Below are 19,172 nucleotides of genomic sequence, written 5' to 3'. Positions count from 1 at the left end.
GGGATGACGCTCGCGCTCTCCGAACCTTTCGCACCTTCCGTCCGGCACGACCATGAGGGACGCCAGGGAGAACCCGTCATCGATGCCCGCAACATCGAGGTCGTCTTCAAGGTCGAGCACGGCACGGTCGAGGCGGTCAAGGACGTCTCGTTCCAGCTCTATCGCGGCGAGACGATCGCCATCGTCGGCGAATCCGGTTCCGGCAAATCGGTGACGGCGCGCACCGTCATGGGATTGCTGTCCCGGCGCGCCACCGTGTCGCCGAGATCGACCGTCTGTTATGATGGGCAGAACATCCTGAAGTTCCCCGAAAGCGCCCGGCGCAAGCTGCGCGGCAACCGCATCTCGATGATCTTCCAGGAGCCGATGAGCTCGCTCAATCCGATCTATACGATCGGCAGCCAGATCGTCGAGGCGATCAGGGTTCATCGCAAGGTCGGCCGGCGGCAAGCCTGGGCACGGGCGCTCGAACTCCTGCAGCATGTCCAGATCCCGGATCCCGTCGCGCGGCTCAAGCAATATCCGCATCAGCTCTCGGGCGGCCAGCGCCAGCGCGTGATGATCGCCATGGCGCTGGCCAACGATCCCGACGTGCTGATCGCCGACGAACCGACGACGGCGCTCGACGTCACCGTCCAGGCACAGATCCTGAACCTGATCCGCAATCTGCAGAAAGAGCTGCGCATGGCGGTGATCCTGATCACCCATGACCTCACGGTCGTGCGCAAATTCTCCGACTACGTCTATGTCATGCAGCATGGAGAAATGCGCGAACACAACGTCACCGAACGTCTGTTCTCCGATCCCCAGCATCCTTATACGCAACGACTGCTCGCCTCCGAACCGCGCGGGCGACCACAGCCGCTGCCGGAGGGCTCCGGCACCATTCTCGAAGCGAACGGGGTGCGCGTCTGCTTCATGCTGCGTCACGGCACCTTCCTCAAACCCGACTGGCGCGAGCTGGTCGCCGTCGACGATCTCGATCTCAAGCTTTGCCGCCACGAAACCCTGGGACTGGTCGGCGAATCCGGCTCCGGCAAGACCACATTCGGCCAGTGCCTGCTCAGGTTGATCGATGCCAAGCGCGGCGAGATCCGTTTCAACGGCCAGCCGATCCATGGGCTGTCACGGGCCGAGATGCGGCCGCTGCGATCGCGCATGCAGGTCGTCTTCCAGGATCCGTTCTCCTCGCTCAACCCGCGCATGACGATCGGGCAGATCATCGAGGAAGGGCTGATCGTCAACGGCATCGGAGCGACGCGGCGCGAGCGGGTCGAGCGGGTGCGCGAGGCGCTGGTCAGCGCCGGCATGCCGGGCGACATCCTTTCGCGATTTCCGCACGAGTTCTCCGGCGGACAGCGGCAGCGCATCGCGATTGCCCGAGCCATCGCGTTGGAACCGGAATTCATCCTGCTCGACGAGCCGACATCGGCGCTCGATCTCTCCGTCCAGGCGCAGATCATAGACCTCCTGCGCAAGCTGCAGGACGAGCGCGGCCTGAGCTATCTCTTCATCTCGCACGATCTCAAGGTGGTTCGCGCTCTGTGCCACCGCGTCATCGTCATGCAGCATGGCAAGATCGTCGAACAGGGACCTGTCGACGAGGTCCTCACCGATCCCAAGACCGCCTACACCGAACGGCTCGTCCGGGCCGCTTTCGACGTGGCCTGAACACATGCCGGAGGTTAGCGTGGCAAGACATCCCAGGATCACTTTCATCGGCGCCGGCTCGACCGTGTTCATGAAGAACATCGTCGGCGACGTGCTGCAGCGGCCGGCGCTTTCGGGCGCGACGATCGCGCTGATGGACATCGATCCGCAGCGCCTGGAAGAGAGTGCCGTCGTCGTCAACAAGCTGATTGCGACGCTCGGCGTCAAGGCAAAGGCCGAGACCTATTCCGACCAGCGCAAGGCGCTGGCCGGTGCCGATTTCGTCGTCGTCGCCTTCCAGATCGGTGGCTACGAGCCCTGCACCGTCACCGACTTTGAAGTGCCCAAGAAATATGGCCTGCGCCAGACCATCGCCGACACGCTCGGCGTCGGCGGCATCATGCGAGGCTTGAGGACCGTGCCGCATCTGTGGAAGATCTGCGAGGACATGCTCGCCGTATGCCCCGATGCGATCATGCTGCAATACGTCAATCCGATGGCGATCAACACCTGGGCGATCTCGGAGAAATATCCTGAGATCAGGCAGGTCGGGCTGTGCCACTCGGTGCAGGGCACCGCGATGGAACTGGCGCACGATCTCGATCTTCCCTACGAGGACATCCGCTATCGCTCGGCCGGCATCAACCACATGGCATTTTACCTGAAGTTCGAGCACCGCCAGCCCGACGGCTCCTATCGCGACCTCTACCCAGATCTCCTGCGCGCCTATCGCGAGGGCCGCGCGCCCAAGCCCGGCTGGAATCCGCGCTGCCCCAACAAGGTGCGTTACGAGATGCTGACCCGGCTCGGTTATTTCGTCACCGAAAGCTCGGAGCATTTTGCCGAGTACACGCCCTATTTCATCAAGAGCGGCCGTCCCGACCTGATCGAGAAATACGGTATCCCGCTGGATGAATATCCCAGGCGCTGCATCGAGCAGATCGAGCGTTGGCAGGGGCAGGCGGAAGCCTACCGCTCGGCCGAGCGCATCGAGGTCGAGCAGTCGAAGGAATATGCCTCCTCGATCATGAATTCGGTCTGGACCGGCGAGCCGTCGGTGATCTACGGCAACATCCGCAACAATGGCTGCATCACCTCGCTGCCCCGCGAGTGCGCTGCCGAGGTGCCGTGCCTGGTCGACGCCTCCGGCATCCAGCCGACTTACATCGGCGACCTGCCGCCACAATTGACGGCGCTGATCCGCACCAACATCAACGTGCAGGAACTGACGGTGCGGGCGCTGACGAGCGAGAACCGGGAACACATCTATCATGCGGCGATGATGGATCCGCACACGGCAGCCGAGCTCGATCTCGACCAGATATGGTCACTGGTGGACGAGCTTCTTGCCGCCCACGGCGACTGGCTGCCGGCCTGGGCACGCGTGAGCCGCAAGATCCAAGCCGCCTGATCAAGCGTCGCTCTTAGCTTATTTCGGCTCGTCGGCGTCGGGTTCTTCCTCGTCGTCGCGGGCTTTGATGATATAGGCGCCCTTCAGCCAGCGGTTGAGGTCGATGTCCTTGCAGCGCTTGGAGCAGAACGGGTAGGTCTCGCGCGCCGAAGGCTTGCCGCATTCGGGGCAGGGGCGCCTTGGCCGCAGCGGCGTCACCTTGTCGTCCGCGCTCATGGCCGCGCCGAGGACCAGTTTTGATGGACCTTGAAGCCTTCGCCTGAAAGCAACGCTACGGTCTCGTAAAGCGGCAAGCCGACGACATTGGTGTAGGAGCCGACCAGCTTGACGACGAAAGCGCCCGCAAGCCCCTGTACGGCATAGCCGCCGGCCTTGCCGCGCCATTCTCCCGACGCGACATAGGCGTCGATCTCCTCGCGCGGCAGCCGCTTGAACCGCACCCGCGTCTCGACCAGCCGCTGGCGCAGTTTGCCGCCGAGCGTGATCAGGCAGATGCCGGAATAGACCCGGTGCGAACGCCCCGACAGCAGTCCGAGGCAGTTGGCGGCATCATCGAGCGTCTCGGCCTTGGGCAGGATGCGCCGCCCGACAGCGACCACCGTGTCGGCGGCCAGCACCAAGGCCGGCGCGTAGTCGGTTTCCGACTTCAGTGAGGCAAATGCCTTTTCGGCCTTTTCCTTCGACAGCCTTTTGGCCAGCGAGCGCGGATGCTCGGCACGCAGCGGCGTCTCGTCGATGTCGGCGGGCAATATGCGGTCCGGTTCGATGCCGGCCTGCTGCAGGAGTTCGATGCGGCGCGGCGAACCCGAGGCAAGCACCAGCTTCAGCAAAATGCTCATCGCGGACCAGTCGGCCTTGATCTTACTTGAAACGATAGGTGATGCGGCCCTTGGTCAGGTCGTAGGGCGTCATCTCGACCAGAACCTTGTCGCCGGTCAGCACGCGGATACGGTTCTTGCGCATGCGGCCGGCCGTATGGGCTATGATTTCGTGTTCGTTTTCGAGTTTCACTCGGAACATGGCGTTGGGCAGCAGTTCCGTGACGACACCCGGAAACTCGAGGACTTCTTCCTTCGGCATTCGATACCTTTGCTTGGATGGTTTCCCGGCGTTTAGAGCATGATGCCGAAAAGTATGAGGCGGTTTTCGGACGACATCATGCTCTACTTCTTTGATCTAGAGTCGGAAGCTGTCAGGTCGAAGAGACCCAACCGCATCCGACTCTAGCCGGAAATTCGGCGGAACCTATATGATAATCGTCGGCTTGTGAACACGCTTAATCCGTCGCGTTTTTTGCTTCCGGAAGCAAAAAACGTCGGCCTATGCGCAACTTCAGCCGTTCACGCACATCGCGATAGGCCGCGATGATCTGCTCGCGCGTGCCGCTGGCGCCCGTAGGATCCGGCGTCGGCCAGTATTCGACCTCGACGGCGAGCGAGCGGGTGAGCTCCAGCGCGGCATGGTGCGCCTCCGGCGCGAGCGTGACGATGAGATCGAAATAGTCGTCTTCCAGCTCGTCCATCGTCCTTGGATGGCGCTCGCCCAGCGACAGGCCTTCCTCGGCAAGCACGGCATCGACGAACGGGTCACGCTCCCCGCTGCGCACGCCCGCTGAGGCGACGAAGGTGCTGGCCGGCAGCATGCGCCGCGCCAACAGCTCGGCCATCGGCGAGCGCACGGCATTCATGCCGCACAGGAACAGGATCGAACGGGGCGGTGCGCCGGCGGTCAGGGGTTAACCCCGCCAATGGAGCACGCAGACCAGCGTGAACAGCCGGCGCGCCGTGTCGAAATCGATGTCGATCTTGCCGGCGAGCCGGTCCATCAACGTCTGCGAACCCTCATTGTGCAGGCCGCGGCGACCCATGTCGATCGCCTCGATATGGCTCGGCGTCGAGGAGCGAATGGCGTCGTAATAGCTTTCGCAGATCATGTAGTAGTCCTTGACGATGCGCCTGAGCGGCGTCAGCGACAGGATATGGGTGACCACGGCGGAACCGTCGTCGCGCGTCACGGCGAAAACCAGGCGGGACTCGGCCAGCGACAGCTTCAGCCGGTAGGGGCCGGCGCCGCTGTCGTTGACCGGTTGAAAACTGTTCTCCTCGATCAGGTCGAAGATCGCCACCGCGCGTTCGTGCTCGACGTCGGGCGTCGAACGGCCGATCGATTCATCGAGTTCGACATCGATCAGCCTCGCCCGGGTTTGATCGGAGCCCGACATGGCGCCTACATGTTCAGCCGGATAGCGACGGAGCGTCCATGCGCGTCGAGCCCTTCCGCCTTGGCCAGCGCGATCGCGGCGGGCGCCAGCGCGCGCAATTGCTCGGGCCCGAGCTTCAGGATCGAGGTGCGCTTGACGAAATCGAGTACCGAAAGGCCTGACGAGAAACGCGCCGAGCGCGCCGTCGGCAGCACGTGGTTGGAACCGCTGACATAGTCGCCGATGGCTTCCGGCGTATGGCGGCCGAGAAACACGGCACCGGCATTGTGCATCCGCGACAGGAAGCCCTCGGCATCGTCGATTGCCAGTTCGACATGCTCGGCCGCGATACGGTCGACCAGCGGCAGCGCCGCCTCGATCGCCGCAACCTCGATCACCGCGCCGAAATCGCGCCAACTCGCCGCTGCCGTCTCCGCCCGTGGCAGGTTTGGCAGCTGCCGTTCGACCGCCTCTTCCACCGCCTTGCCAAAGGCCGGATCGTCGGTGATCAGGATCGACTGCGCGGACGCGTCATGTTCGGCCTGGGCCAGGAGATCGGCTGCGATCCAGTCGGGATCATTGTCGCCGTCGGCCACGACGAGCACTTCCGAGGGGCCGGCGATCATGTCGATGCCGACGGTGCCGAACACCTGGCGCTTGGCCGCCGCGACATAGGCATTACCAGGGCCGACGATCTTGGCGACCGGCTTTATCGTCTCGGTGCCATAGGCCAGGGCCGCGATCGCCTGGGCGCCGCCGATGCGATAGATTTCCGGCACGCCGGCAAGATCGGCCGCCACCAGCACGAGCGGATTGATGACGCCGCCGGGTGCCGGCACCACCATGACGATGCGCTCCACGCCGGCGACCTTGGCCGGTATGGCGTTCATCAGCACCGAACTCGGATAGCTCGCAGTGCCGCCCGGCACGTAAAGCCCGACCGCCTCGACGGCGGTCCAGCGCCAGCCGAGCTCGACGCCCGCGGCATCGGTAAAACGGTCGTCCTTCGGCCGCTGCCGCTCGTGGTAGGCGCGGATGCGGTCGCGCGCGAATTCGAGTGCCTCGATCGTCTGGTGGTCGCAAGCGGCATAGGCGCGGGCGATCTCGTCCTTCGACACGGCAATGCCAAGTTCCCTGAGGTCGGCCCGGTCGAAGCGTCTGGTAAAGTCGACGAGGGCGGCGTCGCCGTCGGCGCGCACGCGCGCGATGATCTGGCGCACGGCCGCGTCGACATCGGCCGACACTTCTCTCTTGGTGGTGAGGAAAGCGGCGAAACGCTGTTCGAAATCGGCGTCGGACTGGCGAAGCGTGATGGCCATCGCTCAGGCCCTGTGCACGGGACGCGACGTGGCTTCCCACGCGCCGCCGACATCGGCAAGGCGGGCCTCGATGCATTCGACATCGAGCATGATTGCGCCGCCTCCCGAAAAGATCAGCTCGACGATGCCGGCCGGGTTGCTGATCTCGATGAAGCTGATCGCCAGCAGCGACAGCACTTCGGCCGGCTTGTCGCGGGCTATGCCGCTGGTCTTGGCGCCCAGAACCCGATCGAAATGCAGCACGGCCTGGCGCCGTTCGTTGTGCTGGCGAAAGAAGCCCGATTTAGCCTCCCAGACGAAACGGTTCATGGTCAGCACGAAACGCTTGGCCGCGGGAAGGTATTCAAGGTCCGAGACTTTCATCACGGCGTCCTGGACGTGGGCGGAGACGATGCTCAGGTCCTGGTCGTCGAGGGCGATAAGCTTAAGGCCGGTCATGCAGATTTCGCACCTGAAAATTGACTGTTCAGCCTTCTGTTAGAGCATGATCCCGAAAAGTGGAAACCGCTTTTCGGAAAAGATCATGCTCAAGCAGGAATCCGGAGGTCGTTCCGGTCCGCGCAGCCGTGAGGCGGGCGGGGATCGGCCTAAGCCGAGATCCGTTCGATCACCGCGCCGCAGTTGGACAGCTTTTCCTCCAGCCGCTCGAAGCCGCGGTCGAGATGATAAACGCGGTTGACCGTGGTTTCGCCTTCGGCCGCCAGGCCGGCGATGACCAGCGAAACGGAAGCGCGAAGGTCGGTCGCCATGACAGGCGCGCCTTTCAATTTCGGCACGCCGTCGACGATCGCCGTCTGGCCCGAAAGTGTGATGTGTGCGCCTAGACGCGCCAGTTCCTGCACATGCATGAAGCGGTTTTCGAAGATCGTCTCGGTGATGCGCGACTTGCCCTTGGCCATGGTCATCAGCCCCATGAACTGCGCCTGCAGATCGGTCGGGAAAGCCGGGAAGGGCGCCGTCGTCACGTCGACCGGTGAAATGCCGGCGCCGTTGCGCTTGACGCGGATGCCGGAATTGGTCGGCGTGATCTCGGCGCCCGTCTGCGCGATCACGTCCAGCGCGGTCTGCAGCAAATCGGGACGCGCGCCCTCGAGCACGACGTCGCCGCCGGTCATGGCGACGGCCATGGCATAGGTTCCGGTCTCGATCCGGTCCGGGATGACGCGCACGCGCGCGCCCGACAGCGCCTCGACGCCGTCGATGATGATGGTTGGCGTGCCGGCGCCGGAAATCTTGGCGCCCATGGCATTGAGGCATTCGGCGAGGTTGACGATCTCGGGCTCGCAGGCGGCGTTTTCAAGCACCGTCTCGCCCTTGGCGAGCGACGCCGCCATCATCAGCACATGGGTGGCGCCGACCGACACTTTCGGAAAGACGTAACGGTTGCCGACGAGGCGGCCGTTCCTGGTCTTTGCGATGACATAGCCGGTGTCGACGTCGATGTCGGCGCCCAGTGCCTGCAGGCCTTCCAGGAACAGGTCGACCGGCCGCGTGCCGATGGCGCAACCGCCCGGAAGCGACACCTTGGCCTCGCCCATGCGGGCCAGCAGCGGGCCGATGACCCAGAACGAAGCGCGCATCTTCGACACCAGCTCGTAGGGGGCCGTCGTGTCGACGATGTTGCGGGCGGAAAAATTGATGGTGCGCGAATAGCCTTCATTCTGCTTTTCGCGGCGTCCGTTGACCGAATAATCGACGCCGTGATTGCCCAGGATGCGGATCAGCTGCTCGACATCGGCCAGATGCGGCACGTTTTCGAGCGTCAGCGTGTCGTCTGTCAGAAGCGACGCGATCATCAGCGGCAGGGCGGCGTTTTTCGCGCCCGAGATCGGAATGCTTCCGGCGAGCTTGTTGCCGCCGACAATTCTGATGCGATCCATGAAGACTATCCCCTCGGCCCTGAAAGCCGGTTTCAATCGTTTGAGTATCGGCCCGTCTAGACCATCGGCCAAGCTGGTTCAAGAAATAGGATTTCCTGGCACCCGACCCAAGAGTGGCGGATTTGAGTTAATCTTTTTGTATTTCCTTCGCCGCGCCGACCCTGTCCGGCCGCTTGCCGGCCTCGCCGGCGCGCCGCTTGTCGGCGTCGCCGGCGCGCTGCCTGTCAACGTCGCCGGCGCGCTGCTTATCAGCGTCGCCCGTGCGCCGCGAGCGCGACTGCGCCTTGCGTTTCAGCAGATTCGCGCGCAACTGCTCGGCCAGGCGGTCCTTGCGGCCGGTGCCGCCCTTTTTCGGTGGAATTGTCTTATCGTTCATCGTCCCGTCCTAGCGGGCGGCCGGCCAGCCCGCTATTCAGGCATAACCAACATTGTGGCGCGGCCATGTCATCAAAACGTATCCGGCAAAGGCTTTCACAGATGCTTTGCACTTGGCCTTGCGCTTGCCGGTTCGATATGGCAGAAGCCCCGCCATCAGCGGCTGCGGTAGCTCAGTGGTAGAGCACTCCCTTGGTAAGGGAGAGGTCGAGAGTTCAATCCTCTCTCGCAGCACCAGTTCCTTCGCCAGTAGCGCCAATACCTTAGCGTTTTCCGTAGCTTCTCACAAGATGGCTGCTACAATGGAGAGCACGATTGGCAACGCGGCGCAGGTGGCTGATGACGGGTCCGTGGCCCCATCCAACAACGGGCATTCTGTATTTTCGCAAGGCAACGCCGCCTGATCTCTTCGCAAACAGAGGCCGGCTGGCCGAACTCGGCATCAAGGTTACGCGGGAAATCCACCGCTCCCTAGCCACCAAAGACAGAAAAGAGGCTGAGCGGCTCTACAAGAAAGTGTCGCTTGAGATCGAGGCAGTTTGGTCCGGATGGCGCGAATTGCTGCGGGACGGACCCCAGCGGCTCAACCATCAGCAGCTTGTGGCTCTGGCAGCGGAGCGAGCGGGGGCATTCCTCGCGGTGCATGAGCCCGACCCCTACGATGCGCCACCAGTAGCGGGCCAAGTGCCACCCCTTGCGGATGACGGGAGGCTAGCGCGAATTGCGGCCTCGTTGCCAGTGAGCGAGCAAGTGGCCTTGGTGGCGGACCTAAAGCGCTACCTCTCGGCAGGGGAGCATGAGAAGACGGCTTTGGCTTTTAGCCTGCTTGAAGCCCACTCGGCCCTCCGCACGGCGCTTGCCCCAGACCTAGCCGATGCGCTTGAGGCGATGCAAGGAGAGCGTTCCAATGAGGCTCTCTTGGCTCGTGGCCTGCGTGTCGATGCCGAGACCCGCCGCCTCCTAAACCTTCAGATGTCACAGAAGATGGCTGCCGTTGGGCTCGCCCTTGATGATCGTCGCGCAGGCCGCTATGGGCCGGTGCCCGAGTTGAATGATGCGCCGGCCTTCATCGCCACAACGCCCACGCCAAAGAGCAGCGGCAAGGGGGTCACCTTCGAAGCCATCATTGATGCTCAAGCCACCAAGCGGAAGGCGGGGCAGGGCTCCAAGCCGATGCCCGAGAAGTCAGTCAAAAAGTATAAGCGCATAGCGGAGGCCTTCGCTGCTCATCGCGGCTCAACGAATGCCACAACTGTCACGGTAGGGGAGGTTGAGGCTTGGCTGGATGCCATGCAGGGAGAGGCGCACGCCGGGGTCTCTAACCGGACGATTGCTGACAGGCTGGTGGCCATAGGCACCATCGTCAACTGGGGCAAGAAGCACCGCGACTACCGGGATGCCATGGCTGAGGCCGAGACCATCTCGGGGCGCATAGAGTTGCCCAGCTACGTGGAGAAGCCTGGGGACGAGACCTCCTACACCATGGAGGAGGCCGGAAGGGTTCTGCTTGCGGCGCGAAGGGAGGTGGAGGATGCCAGCAAGCGGTGGCTGCCTTGGGTGTGCCTCTATGCGGGCCTCAGAATCAGTGAGGCGAATACACTCAGAAAGGCTGACTTCTTCCAGGCGGAGGGCCTGTGGTTCTTTAAGGTAACCAGCGCCGGCAAGAGCTCCCTCAAGACGGCAAGCAGCGAGCGGCGCATTCCGGTCCACCCGGCATTGGAGGCAGAGGGGTTCATAGAGTGGGTGCAGGCGGCTCCTGAGGGCCAGCTTTTCCGGGGTGGCGCAACGTCTCTCATAGGGCGGTGGGTGAGGAGCAAGACCGTGGGGCTGGTGAGGTCCGGGCTCTCCCCCAACCATGGCCTCCGTCACCTCTTCAAGGGACTATGTGATCGCTATGGGGTTGCGGAGGACATGAAGAAGTATCTCACGGGTCATGCCACACAGGACGTTCACGCCAAGTATGGCTCATCGCAGGTCATGCTGCCCGGCCTTGCGGCTGAGTTGAGCAAGGTAGAGGCTCTCCCGTTGGGGGACAGCAGCGCGGTGTGCAATGGCTCTGAGGGGGCGAAATGATGTTGACGCATGGCATTAGGCTGGCACTGCCCGGCTCCATACTGCTTGCATGCCTTTGGTTCGGGCTGATGTTTCGCTACGATACTCAGGTCTGGGGTGCCTCAATGCTGGTTCATGACAGGTGGTTTGGAACGGTGGAGCGTTGCGCTGGTGGCGGCAGGTCAAGCATCTGCCTTCCAGTGTTGGAGGCCGGGATGCAGCCCATCCAAAGCTTGGTGCTCAACAACATGCCTAGCCCCCACAGCCACCTGCGAAGCTGTCGGTCCCGCACAAGATATCGGACGAGGAGTTCAAGGCCCTGATGGACAGAGCGGACGAGCTGTTTGGCAAGCCTCCTAAGGGCGGCCAATAGATAACTACGAGCCAAGTCCACTTGCTGCCCATGATGTCAGGCACCAAGGGACGTTGGCCTGTCCAGCCCCACCATCACCTAAGGGGGCGGGTCACAGTGGACCCATTAGGCAAGGCAATGATGTGATCGAACGGCGGAGTGCATTATGCCTAGCACCCTGGCTTATCCCTTATGCGCCGCCTGCGCCCTCCCGCTAGGTGCCGGCTAGGTGCCGGCTAGGTGCCGGCTAGGTGCCAGCTATGTGCTGCTGCCCATGTGCTCACGGGGGCAGGGCATGTTGCTGGTCATAGCCCTCCCTCCTCACCGGGTAGCATAGTGGCCAGCTTAAGGCCCCAAAGAGGTCGCTTGGACAACAGACAGTGCTGTGCATGATGCCGTCACACTAAAGGCGATGGTCAGCATGCACTGCCTGTAGGAGGAGCATGATGGTGGGCATAAGGTTCCTCCTTAAGGTCTCAGTGGATGATGGGGGCTATCCCTCTAAGCAAGGAGCCATTACGGTCCCCTCTATGGAATACTATATGGCCGGCTTGGAGCCCCCTCTATAGTGAGTGGTATTAAATGCCCGGGCCGATTGCAAAACCAGACAGATGCAACCTAAGCTGCACCACGGAAATTTGCTTGAGGCGCTGACGATAAGGCAGCCGTTAGGCACCCGGAGGGCTGCTCCGGTCTTCCGCATTTCGGCTACGCGTCCTTGGTTGCCGCAAGCCCAGCTTTGAGCATGGAATTGGAGGAAAGCCGCTTGGTTCTAAGACCTCCCGGCTGAGCGTCTCTAGGGTCTCCAGTGCCCCCATTCTGCTGGCGAAGAACTCCGAGGCATATAATGGGGACCTTCCTTCCACTCTCCAGGAAAGGACTAGGATCGTGCCGAAGACCCCGTTGTCCATGATGACAGCGCGGAACCCTCCTGGCAGCTCATGGGCGAGCCAATGCCTTAAGTGGTCCACTAGGGGAGCCCGCAGGGATGGGCGGAGCGGGGCGGCGGCTACCATCAGCCTTTCAGCTCCCTTGCGCACCGTGCCGGCCAGCCGCTCCGTATAGTCCTCAATGCGGCTAGTGGCATCCCCGCCGTGGTTGGGGTCAAGCAAGGTCTCCGCCGTAGCCAAAGCGAGGGCCTCCAGTCGGCTTTCGTAAGTCAGTTGTTGCAATGCGGAAACCATCTCGCTCGCAAGCAGGGCGGCAGGGGATCGGACGGTTGCCTCCTCACTGCCCATCGGAGGCCTCCGCCAGTATCCGAAAGACGCTCGCCCTGCTGATGCCCAAGGCCACCACGATGTCGCCTGCTGACTTGCCTTCGGCCTTGAGGCGCAACACCTCGCCGGCTTGACGGCGGGCGGTGGGCTGGCGGCCAACATACTTCCCCTCGGCCTTGGCCTTGGCGATGCCCTCCCGCTGCCGCTCTAGCATCAGCTCTCGCTCGAACTCCGCAATGGACCCCAGCAGGTTTAGCATCAGCTTCCCGGTGGGAGTGGTGGTGTCGAGGTTCATCGCCAGGATACGGAGTCCCACGCCCTTCGCTCGCAAAGCCTCGGTGATTGCCACGAGGTCCGCCACTGAGCGGGCAAGTCGGTCTAGCTTGGTGACGAGAAGCGTATCTCCTTCCCTCACCCAATCGAGAGCTGCCTCAAGCTGGGGGCGCGTGTCAGCCACGGATGAAAGTTCCTCACGGAAGACCTTTGTGCATCCCGCTGCGCTTAGGTCGCGGAGCTGGGCTTCAAGGCCCGCCTTTTGGTCGGTGGTGGAAGTGCGGGCGTAGCCCACAAGAGTGCCGCTGGACATTGCGTGTGTCTCCATTTGGATGGCCATCTGAGACCATTATGTGAGACTGATAGCCGAAATGTCAAGAGACTATTCATGTGAGACTGGTTGGCCCGCCTTTCGGGAGACTCACACGGGCTTGCCCTAATGAGACCCGGGCTTGGCTGCCGACGAAAGTCCGACTACATTGGGCGCGGGGGTGAGCATGGGGCTCTATCAAAAGTGGTTTCTGCGGGGTTTGCGTTTTGCTCCAGTCGTGGGCCTAGTGGCTGCTGGCTGGCACAGTAGGGACGTGCTCAACCGATATCAGACGGACGCCACCTCCCAGCTTTCCATGGGCCTCACCTACGAGTGCGCCGCGCGACAGAGTGATGAGCAGTTAGCCGCACGGCAAAACCCTCTCGGAAATATAAACGTTCGTGACCTTTGCCTGACGGGCAGAGACTTCTACGTGTCGTGGCCCGAGATGCAGGCCATGCGGGCTGGCACCCTCAAGTTTGAAACCACATTTCGGCCGTTCGACTGGCAGGGCTCCGCCGTAATTGGCATCGCTTGGTCGCTGCTTGCTGTGATTGTGACGCTGGGCGTTCTGTTTGCCATAGCGATAGCAAGGTGGGTTTGGGGGACTACAGCAAGAGAGCAGGCCAAGGCCGGGCAGTAGCTCGGAAAGAATGGGATGTCGGCAGGGGCACGGGGGGAAACCTCGCCGCCGCCCTTGCGTATATGGCATTCCGGGTATGTGACCCATTGGTGTAGTCGGGCAGGGCCTCTACGGAAATTGGAGCGGAGCAGGGGCTATGTGTCTCCCTCTAGGAACCACTTGCCCCCACTCCGCGCACCCGTCAGTGCACCATCTTCTTGGCTGTGAGGGTGCCCGTATAGGTGATGACAATTGCCTCATTCGGGCCGAGTTGCGCTCCGAGGGGGACATTGGCCGCAAGGGCTGCCGGGAGCACCGAAACGCCCCCCTGGGTCACGGCGGAAACTCCAGTGGAAGCGCTGAGGTAGAGCGTTTCAGGCGAGGAGCCAGCGGTGTAGGTCCATGGGGATGCCGCAGTGGTCACTGCCGCCGCACCGACCGGATTGTAACCAGCGATGTCCTTGACAACGTTGCCCGCTCCCGTCGCTGCGTTGGAGACAGCCGTGCCGTTGCCGCTCATCACGCCGCCCGACACGACGTTGCTTGCAGCCGTGCCTTGAATGGCAAGCCCGAATGAGTTCGCCTTTGAAACGAGGCCCGCCACCGTTGTCCGGGTGGAGGCGTTGATGTCCAACCCCACCCCGGTGTTGTTCACCGCGAGGAGATTTGAGACAGCGACATCGGAGGAGTTGAGGACTCTGAGCCCACCGGCTCCGGCTGCCGCCCCCGTCTGCCCTGTGGAACCATTGGCAATCGAGTTGGTCAGGGTGGCGTTCGTGACCTGATTTAACGTCAAGGCATGGCCCCTTGAAAGAGAGGACTTGATGCAGTGGCCAAAGAAATACTGCACCTTCTGGACAAGGATGCCATCGCCAATGACGGTATCGGCGAAGACCCTATCTAGCCAGAGAGCCGCAGCAGTCACCGCGTTGCCGGCTAGGACAATGGCAATAGCGGCGGCGTTGTATGCAGGGGTGCCGGCACCATAGCCAAGAGCGTCAAACCTGCTTAGCTCAAGCCCGGCGAAGTCTTCGAAGCGTGCACTTTCGAACGACACCAGCGACCCGTTTTGGGTGTGGTCAATGATGAAGTCGCGGAACACCACGAAGCCAGCACTACGACGATTATATACCTGCCGCCCCCGCGTGCTCTGGCAAAGGCAGTCGGCCACCAACACATCGGAGATGACATTCGAAGCGCTTGCCTCATCACCAATTGCCTCAACGCAGTTTGTGAAGCGTAATTTACCAAGACGAACCCGGTTGATGCTCCCGGATGAAGTGCCGAACCGAATTGCTGTAGAGGCAGCTCCTGAACCAGTCATGTCAATGCTGACATTGTGCACACCGCTGTAGGCATTGGTGCCAGTCATACGGAAGGCCGATGTGTTGGCCGTGGACTTGAGGAGGACTTGGTTTTCGCCCTCGACTACCTGTCCGGCTCCAACCGCTATCTGGTTGGTCCCGAAGTGATAGCCTGCTGCGGTGTAGGGGACGCGCACCCGCTTCCCAGTGGCAAGCGCATTGGTCAGCGCCGTGGCATTTGCCGCCGCGTTCGCAATGTCGCCATCCCCAATAGCGCCGAAATCTAGGACTGACACAAAGTCAGCCGCTTTGCTCTGCCAAGCCCGCGCCACAGGGCTGCTGCCGACCGGTTGCACGAAGCCCTGCCACGAGGGGTCTGCACCTGCGCCGTTCGTCATCAGCAGGAAGCCTGCCGTGGCAGCAGAGAGCCGAGCCATTGTGGTGGCGTTGCGAAAGAGGATGTCACCTCGCGCCGCTGCTGGCGACAGCACATCCATCACCTGAGCGAACGTCTTGTCCTCCCGCGACGTGCCCCCCGGATTGGTAACCAGAAGCGTATTAGCTGTAAGGACAGCGGGAAGCTCGACACTTGCCGCCGCTGCTTGGGCCGCCAGCTTAGCCGAGTTGGCGTCTGATGCCGCGTTGCTGGCCGCCGTGGCTGCGGCTGCTGAGCTTCCCGCTGAGGTCGCCGCTGCCGCCTGGGCCGCCATAGCCGCATCGCGTGCCGCCGCTGCCGCATCGCTGTAGTCCTGAATGTCTGAAGCGCTGGGCCCAGGCACCACGTTCCCACTTGCGTCCCAAATCAGGATGGTGCCGTCAGGGCCCACCGTGATGGTGCCCCCATTGCCGAAGCTGGCAGTGAACCATGCGCGGAGCAGGATGTCCGCCGCGTTGTCGTTGCCTTCCTGCGCCACGTAGAGGGGCTGGAGGATGCCGACATTGAGGTCCCCGGCATCCAGATTGCCCGGGGAGAAGTCCGTAAGGGGGTCCGTGGGGGTGACCCTCTTGCGCTCCACGATGGTCCCCGCTGCGGGATTGCCAGCGGTCAAGTGTATGACGCTGTTGGTGGTGAAGGAGTAGTCCACAAGGTAGGTCTTGAGGACGCCGTTAAGCCGGACCTGCACGTGGGACCGGTCGAGATATGGGAAGGCCACGGGGAAGTCTGCGGTGCTCCCCGAAGCCGTGCTTCTGGTGATGGTGCTGACCATTCTTCTTGTTTTCCAATGTGGTGTTAGCCCGCGTGGCCTCCGCGAGGGGGACACGGCAGGCGTGATGTTGGTGGTGGCAATGTTGTTTCGCTGGGATTGGGAAGAGCCCCACGCCGTGAACAGCACAGGGTCTAAGCCCTTTAGGGGCATGCGACTGCCGCTTAGGTGAAGAAGGGGGCTTTGCTTTCGGGACACCCGCTGTTGGGTTTTCCCCTCTCGCGCTATCGCCCCCTTCGTAGGGTGAGTGGTATTTCCGGCTAGGCGAAAAAGTAATCCGATTGCAGCACGCCGGCCAAATCCAAGTCGCCTTTTTCGAGCGGCTCGGGAAGCATTTCGTCCGCCTTTTCGGCAGCCGTGAGCGGGTCCATTCCCTTCTCCGCCACCAGGACATCCACGAGGATGCGCTGGCAAGCCGCACGGAACTCCCCGAGGACATCATGCTCGTGAACCTCAACGAAGGCCTCACGCAGGAACGTGGCGAGAGCATTCATGTTGGCCGCATGGGTCCCGTAGGCATCATGCACCGAGGCGAAGTCCTCTATGCCCGCCTCCCTGCACCGCTTGAGGCACAGCATGAGCGCCGCTCCGTCCAGCGAGTGGATGAAGTTGGGGGCTATGCCACGGAGCTGGTCCTGAGCGCTGAGCTTGGCGGTTGTCTCCCGCACGGTAACCTGCACGCGTTCGCCGCTCAACTTGAGTTCCACACGCTTGTCCAAGGACTGCCCGTAGAAGTGCCGCACGACATAGCCACTAGGCACCTGCCAGTAGATGGGCTGGTTGCTGTCCGCTACGACCTTGGCGCACTTCTGGAGCCACGTCATCACGGCCAGCCCCTTCTCCACCACCTTGCTGACCACGGCCCACATGTGCTTGACCATGAAGGTTATCATCTCGTTGCGGCGATCACGGTAAGCCTGTGAGCCGCCATCAGCCGGCACCGGGTCCTCCTCGTCCAGCCATGCCCGCGTATACTTGTAGAAGACATCACGGCTCCCGCCATACGGCAGCACCATGACCTGCCGCTTGGTGAGGGAGCGGGGGAGGTCACGCTTGCACAGGTCCAGCCAGAAGGAGGCCTTGTGCATGTCCGGTCCGCCTCCCGCTTCGATGGTCTCCAAGATGCGCTGGAGGCCTTCCACGGCGTTATCATCACCCCGGGCCACCACCTTGTAAATATCCTGCGGCCTGTCGCTGGGCACGAGGTTGACATAACGCCCCGCCACCTCGTCACGCAGGATGGCCGAAAGGTGCTGGATGCCATTGCACGTGCCGTCCACCATCACCGGGAGGCTGGACATGAAGCCCCACCCCGTGTTCAGGAAGTCCACCCATTCGAGGCATGCAGCGAGAGCCTGCCATGGCTTGTCCGCCTTGGCCCACTCCATGTGGAGCATAGGGTCCTCGGCGATGAGGCGGAACATGACCTCGTTCTCCTCCACCCAGTCAATGCGCTCGCCGTATGGCACCTTGTCATGGCCCCACATGCTCGCGAGCTGTATGGCCAACCATCCCGCCCCGCCGTTCTCCTCCGTAATGGGCAGACTGTCGGCAAAGGTCAGCAGGCCCCGCGCAAGGTCGTTGCCCTGCGGTTGCAGATAGTTCGGGATGGGATACATACGGCCCCGGAAGTCCAGCATGTGGGGGAAGTAGAAGCGGTTGAACTCGGCGTATTTCTGGGCCGTCTGTATGGTCACCGTCGCGGCTCGCATGCGGGTGAAGCGCTTGGCGTTGGCCCGGTAGATGGGGCTTGCCTTCTTCTTCCAGTCGAGGACCTGGGCGTCAACATGGGGGCTCCGCTTGTGCTCCCGCTTCATGCGCTTGGCCTCACGGGCAGCCGCAAGGTCCTCCAGCATGTCGGGCGTCTTGTCTGGCAGGGGTTTGTCCTCGATTGGTGGGAGCTTGCCAATGCCTTCATCCAAGGCCCACGCCTTTATGGCGACATCAAGCACCCGCTTGTTCACCTTCCATGCGGTCTCCTGCAAGAGGTGGATGGCGTCGTAGACCACAGGCATGTCGATGGCGTCATACTCATCCGCCGCATACTCCTTCTGGGTCTCTTGGTGCGCCTTGAAGCGGATGAGCCTTGGGGCCTGAACATAGGGCGTCCAATAGCCCCCATCCCTTATGCCGTCCCAGTGCTTCGGGGGCATCACGGTGGGCCTAAAGTGCGGGCTGTTCAGCTCGTAGCGGTCCATCGCCTTGCCCAGCCACTTGCGGAAGTCCTCGGTGGGGGCCACCACGATCTGCGGCGAGTTGGCGGCACCACGCTTGAACACATGCTCCGGGTCGGGGAGGTATTCGAACCAGCCGGTCTTGGTGACCAAGGCGTCAATGAGCGCCACGCCCACCCGGAAGGTTACCTCACGGCCCCATCCGTTCCAGCTCAGGTCAATCGTGGCGTCCTTGCACAGCTTGGCGAACTGGTTGACATTGACGCGGCGGCGATGCACATCGGTGGCCCTGTTGCGGTCCATCTCGTCCTTGTAGTGGTAGAACAGCTTGGGCTCCTTGGCCTCCCAGTGCCGTATCTGCTGCTCGTGCTCACAGGTGCGCCCGATGGACAGCGCGAGGGTCACGAGCTTCTGGTTGGACCTGCCGATGCCGTCCATGATGGCCTTCACGGTCACCAGCGCGGCGACATGCGGGTCCATCTCCTTGATGTAGGGCAGCGCGATGGGCCGGGGGCCCTTGGACAGCTCTGCCTGCCTCGCCCAATCCTTGATGTAGGCCCCAAGCTCCGGGAGCCAATCGGTCATCACCCCACGGATAACCGGGGAGCGCGACATCTGGTCACGCCTCTCGCTCTTGATCACAGCGTCCCGCACGGCATCAGCGCCGGATTGCATCATGTCGCGCTCAAGGTCTAGCTCCCGCTGCCACATGGGGTGCATCTCGGGGGTAGAGGTGGCGAAGGTCCATTGAAAAGGCAATGTCATGGTGCGGCGGCCCGTATGTCATGTCGGTCGATCCTCTAGCTTCAACCGTTAGGCGGAATGGCC

General features: G+C 62.4%; 16 protein-coding genes and 1 tRNA gene. 5 read left to right on the top strand and 12 right to left on the bottom strand.

What is annotated here, in order from left to right:
• The first annotated feature begins 3 nt into the window (after positions 1-3).
• On the top strand, positions 4-1,671 hold the full coding sequence (locus ACIU1A_RS20410) for an ABC transporter ATP-binding protein (RefSeq protein WP_404925123.1): 1,668 nt from the start codon (positions 4-6) through the stop codon (positions 1,669-1,671).
• Positions 1,672-1,690: 19 nt separating this feature from the next.
• Positions 1,691-3,061 carry an alpha-glucosidase/alpha-galactosidase gene (locus ACIU1A_RS20405; RefSeq protein WP_404925122.1) on the top strand — a complete coding sequence of 457 codons (1,371 nt, stop codon included), beginning with the start codon at positions 1,691-1,693 and terminating at the stop codon, positions 3,059-3,061.
• Between the two features lie 18 nt (positions 3,062-3,079).
• Here the strand turns inward: ACIU1A_RS20405 and yacG are convergent, their stop codons facing one another.
• From yacG to ACIU1A_RS20360, 9 genes are all read right to left on the bottom strand, one after another.
• Complete coding sequence (gene yacG, locus ACIU1A_RS20400; protein ID WP_404925121.1) at positions 3,080-3,277, bottom strand: DNA gyrase inhibitor YacG; 198 nt, start codon at positions 3,275-3,277, stop codon at positions 3,080-3,082.
• A complete protein-coding gene (locus ACIU1A_RS20395; RefSeq protein ID WP_404925120.1) occupies positions 3,274-3,900 on the bottom strand; it encodes a Maf-like protein in 627 nt (208 codons plus the stop codon). Before ACIU1A_RS20395 ends, yacG begins: the two co-directional genes overlap by 4 nt.
• 22 nt (positions 3,901-3,922) lie before the next feature.
• Entirely contained in the window at positions 3,923-4,141 is a 219-nt protein-coding gene (gene infA / locus ACIU1A_RS20390; protein WP_006200926.1) for a translation initiation factor IF-1, read from the bottom strand.
• A gap of 196 nt (positions 4,142-4,337) precedes the next feature.
• Positions 4,338-4,748 (bottom strand): low molecular weight phosphatase family protein, encoded by a 411-nt coding sequence (locus tag ACIU1A_RS20385; protein ID WP_140501041.1) that lies wholly within the window; start codon positions 4,746-4,748, stop codon positions 4,338-4,340.
• A 48-nt stretch (positions 4,749-4,796) separates the two neighbouring features.
• Complete coding sequence (locus tag ACIU1A_RS20380; RefSeq protein ID WP_140501043.1) at positions 4,797-5,282, bottom strand: UPF0262 family protein; 486 nt, start codon at positions 5,280-5,282, stop codon at positions 4,797-4,799.
• Positions 5,283-5,287: 5 nt separating this feature from the next.
• A complete protein-coding gene (gene hisD / locus ACIU1A_RS20375) occupies positions 5,288-6,580 on the bottom strand; it encodes a histidinol dehydrogenase (RefSeq protein ID WP_404925119.1) in 1,293 nt (430 codons plus the stop codon).
• A gap of 3 nt (positions 6,581-6,583) precedes the next feature.
• Entirely contained in the window at positions 6,584-7,018 is a 435-nt protein-coding gene (locus ACIU1A_RS20370) for a DUF2948 family protein (RefSeq protein WP_404925118.1), read from the bottom strand.
• A gap of 149 nt (positions 7,019-7,167) precedes the next feature.
• On the bottom strand, positions 7,168-8,460 hold the full coding sequence (gene murA / locus ACIU1A_RS20365) for a UDP-N-acetylglucosamine 1-carboxyvinyltransferase (RefSeq protein ID WP_404925117.1): 1,293 nt from the start codon (positions 8,458-8,460) through the stop codon (positions 7,168-7,170).
• Positions 8,461-8,587: 127 nt separating this feature from the next.
• Entirely contained in the window at positions 8,588-8,836 is a 249-nt protein-coding gene (locus ACIU1A_RS20360) for a hypothetical protein (protein WP_404925116.1), read from the bottom strand.
• Between the two features lie 161 nt (positions 8,837-8,997).
• Between ACIU1A_RS20360 and ACIU1A_RS20355 the strand changes: the two genes are divergently transcribed.
• Together ACIU1A_RS20355 and ACIU1A_RS20350 are read left to right on the top strand one after the other, a co-directional pair.
• Positions 8,998-9,072 (top strand) — tRNA-Thr (locus ACIU1A_RS20355).
• Positions 9,073-9,150: 78 nt separating this feature from the next.
• Positions 9,151-10,908, top strand: coding sequence for a DUF6538 domain-containing protein (locus tag ACIU1A_RS20350; protein ID WP_404925115.1), 1,758 nt, complete (start codon positions 9,151-9,153; stop codon positions 10,906-10,908).
• 1,558 nt (positions 10,909-12,466) lie between these two features.
• Here ACIU1A_RS20350 and ACIU1A_RS20345 read toward each other — a convergent pair.
• Complete coding sequence (locus ACIU1A_RS20345) at positions 12,467-13,069, bottom strand: recombinase family protein (RefSeq protein WP_404925114.1); 603 nt, start codon at positions 13,067-13,069, stop codon at positions 12,467-12,469.
• Positions 13,070-13,181: 112 nt separating this feature from the next.
• Here ACIU1A_RS20345 and ACIU1A_RS20340 point away from each other — a divergent pair, with 112 nt between their 5' ends.
• Positions 13,182-13,682, top strand: coding sequence for a hypothetical protein (locus ACIU1A_RS20340; RefSeq protein WP_404925113.1), 501 nt, complete (start codon positions 13,182-13,184; stop codon positions 13,680-13,682).
• A 181-nt stretch (positions 13,683-13,863) separates the two neighbouring features.
• Here ACIU1A_RS20340 and ACIU1A_RS20335 read toward each other — a convergent pair whose 3' ends face one another.
• Entirely contained in the window at positions 13,864-16,173 is a 2,310-nt protein-coding gene (locus tag ACIU1A_RS20335) for a phage tail fiber protein (protein ID WP_404925112.1), read from the bottom strand.
• Between the two features lie 257 nt (positions 16,174-16,430).
• Positions 16,431-19,109, bottom strand: a complete 2,679-nt coding sequence (locus tag ACIU1A_RS20330) for a DNA-directed RNA polymerase (RefSeq protein ID WP_404925111.1) — start codon at positions 19,107-19,109, stop codon at positions 16,431-16,433.
• Positions 19,110-19,172 lie beyond the last annotated feature (63 nt).

Origin of the sequence: Mesorhizobium maamorense (assembly GCF_044998965.1) — a bacterium.
GTDB lineage: Bacteria > Pseudomonadota > Alphaproteobacteria > Rhizobiales > Rhizobiaceae > Mesorhizobium.
This window is presented reverse-complemented; position numbering and strand designations above follow the sequence as displayed.

What these genes read in the sequence shown, in the direction of transcription:
- ACIU1A_RS20410 (WP_404925123.1), top strand. Translation starts at nt 4, where the DNA reads ATGACGCTCGCGCTCTCCGAACCTTTCGCACCTTCCGTCCGGCACGAC.
- yacG (WP_404925121.1), bottom strand. Translation starts at nt 3,277, where the DNA reads ATGAGCGCGGACGACAAGGTGACGCCGCTGCGGCCAAGGCGCCCCTGC.
- ACIU1A_RS20395 (WP_404925120.1), bottom strand. Translation starts at nt 3,900, where the DNA reads ATGAGCATTTTGCTGAAGCTGGTGCTTGCCTCGGGTTCGCCGCGCCGC.
- infA (WP_006200926.1), bottom strand. Translation starts at nt 4,141, where the DNA reads ATGCCGAAGGAAGAAGTCCTCGAGTTTCCGGGTGTCGTCACGGAACTG.
- ACIU1A_RS20385 (WP_140501041.1), bottom strand. Translation starts at nt 4,748, where the DNA reads ATGAATGCCGTGCGCTCGCCGATGGCCGAGCTGTTGGCGCGGCGCATG.
- ACIU1A_RS20380 (WP_140501043.1), bottom strand. Translation starts at nt 5,282, where the DNA reads ATGTCGGGCTCCGATCAAACCCGGGCGAGGCTGATCGATGTCGAACTC.
- hisD (WP_404925119.1), bottom strand. Translation starts at nt 6,580, where the DNA reads ATGGCCATCACGCTTCGCCAGTCCGACGCCGATTTCGAACAGCGTTTC.
- ACIU1A_RS20370 (WP_404925118.1), bottom strand. Translation starts at nt 7,018, where the DNA reads ATGACCGGCCTTAAGCTTATCGCCCTCGACGACCAGGACCTGAGCATC.
- murA (WP_404925117.1), bottom strand. Translation starts at nt 8,460, where the DNA reads ATGGATCGCATCAGAATTGTCGGCGGCAACAAGCTCGCCGGAAGCATT.
- ACIU1A_RS20360 (WP_404925116.1), bottom strand. Translation starts at nt 8,836, where the DNA reads ATGAACGATAAGACAATTCCACCGAAAAAGGGCGGCACCGGCCGCAAG.
- ACIU1A_RS20345 (WP_404925114.1), bottom strand. Translation starts at nt 13,069, where the DNA reads ATGGCCATCCAAATGGAGACACACGCAATGTCCAGCGGCACTCTTGTG.
- ACIU1A_RS20335 (WP_404925112.1), bottom strand. Translation starts at nt 16,173, where the DNA reads ATGGTCAGCACCATCACCAGAAGCACGGCTTCGGGGAGCACCGCAGAC.
- ACIU1A_RS20330 (WP_404925111.1), bottom strand. Translation starts at nt 19,109, where the DNA reads ATGACATTGCCTTTTCAATGGACCTTCGCCACCTCTACCCCCGAGATG.